This is a genomic window from Rhizobium sp. 10N414, from assembly GCF_056394785.1.
In genome coordinates, this window is record NZ_JBFTIN010000101.1 from 1 (window position 1) to 1,274 (window position 1,274).

The following is a 1,274-nucleotide window of genomic DNA, read 5'->3' on the forward strand; positions in this document are numbered from 1 at the left end:
TTGTCGGCTGCGATCCGCCTGAAACAGGTCAATCCGGAACTGTCGGTCGTCGTGCTCGAGAAGGGGGCTGAGGTCGGCGCGCACATCCTGTCAGGTGCCGTCGTCGATCCCATCGGCATCGACCGTCTGCTGCCTGGCTGGCGCCAAGAGGCTGATCATCCGTTCAAGACCGAAGTGACGGACGACCACTTCCTGGTGCTCGGCCCGGCGGGCTCGGTGCGCCTGCCGAATTTCATGATGCCGCCGCTGATGAGCAACCACGGCAACTACATCGTTTCGCTTGGCAACGTYTGTCGCTGGCTCGCCACCAAGGCGGAAGAACTCGGCGTCGAGATCTATCCGGGTTTTGCCGCGACCGAGGTGCTCTACAACGACGAGGGKGCCGTCATTGGCGTGGCCACCGGCGACATGGGMATCGAGAAGAACGGCGAGCCCGGCCCGAACTACACCCGCGGCATGGCGCTAACAGGCAAGTATGTGCTGATCGGCGAGGGGGTCCGCGGTTCGCTTGCCAAGCAGTTGATCGCCAAGTTCGATCTGTCGAGGGATCGCCAGCCGCAAAAGTTCGGTATCGGCATCAAGGAACTCTGGCAGGTGAAGCCCGAKCACCACAGCCGAGGTCTCGTGCAGCACTCGTTCGGCTGGCCGCTCGGCATGAAGACCGGYGGCGGCTCCTTCCTTTACCACCTCGAAGACAATCTCGTTGCCGTCGGCTTCGTCGTCCACCTGAACTACAAGAACCCTTACCTGTATCCCTTCGAGGAGTTCCAGCGCTTCAAGACGCATCCGGCGATCCGCACGACCTTCGAGGGCGGCAAACGGCTGTCCTATGGTGCGCGTGCGATCACCGAGGGCGGCTATCAGTCTGTACCGAAGTTGTCCTTCCCCGGCGGCGCCCTGATCGGCTGTTCGGCGGGCTTCGTCAACGTGCCGCGCATCAAGGGCAGCCACAATGCCGTGCTGTCGGGCATGATGGCAGCGAACCGGATCGCCGCGGCGATTGCCGCCGGTCGCGCCAATGACGAGGTGGTCGAGATCGAGAACGAGTGGCGCTCGAGCGACATCGGCAAGGACCTGAAGAGGGTGCGCAACGTCAAGCCGCTGTGGTCGAAGTTCGGCACGGCAATCGGCGTGGCGCTCGGCGGTTTCGACATGTGGACGAACCAGCTCTTCGGCCTTTCGATCTTCGGTACGCTGAAGCACGGCAAGACGGATGCGGCCTCGCTGGAGCCGGCCGCCAAGCACAAGCCGATCGCCTACCCGAARYCCGACGG

General features: G+C 63.4%; 1 protein-coding gene. It reads left to right on the forward strand.

The genetic code is table 11. The features are described from left to right. A partial coding sequence (locus tag AC1DE4_RS31745; protein ID WP_477884751.1) for an NAD(P)/FAD-dependent oxidoreductase occupies positions 1–1,274 on the forward strand: 1,274 nt, incomplete at both ends.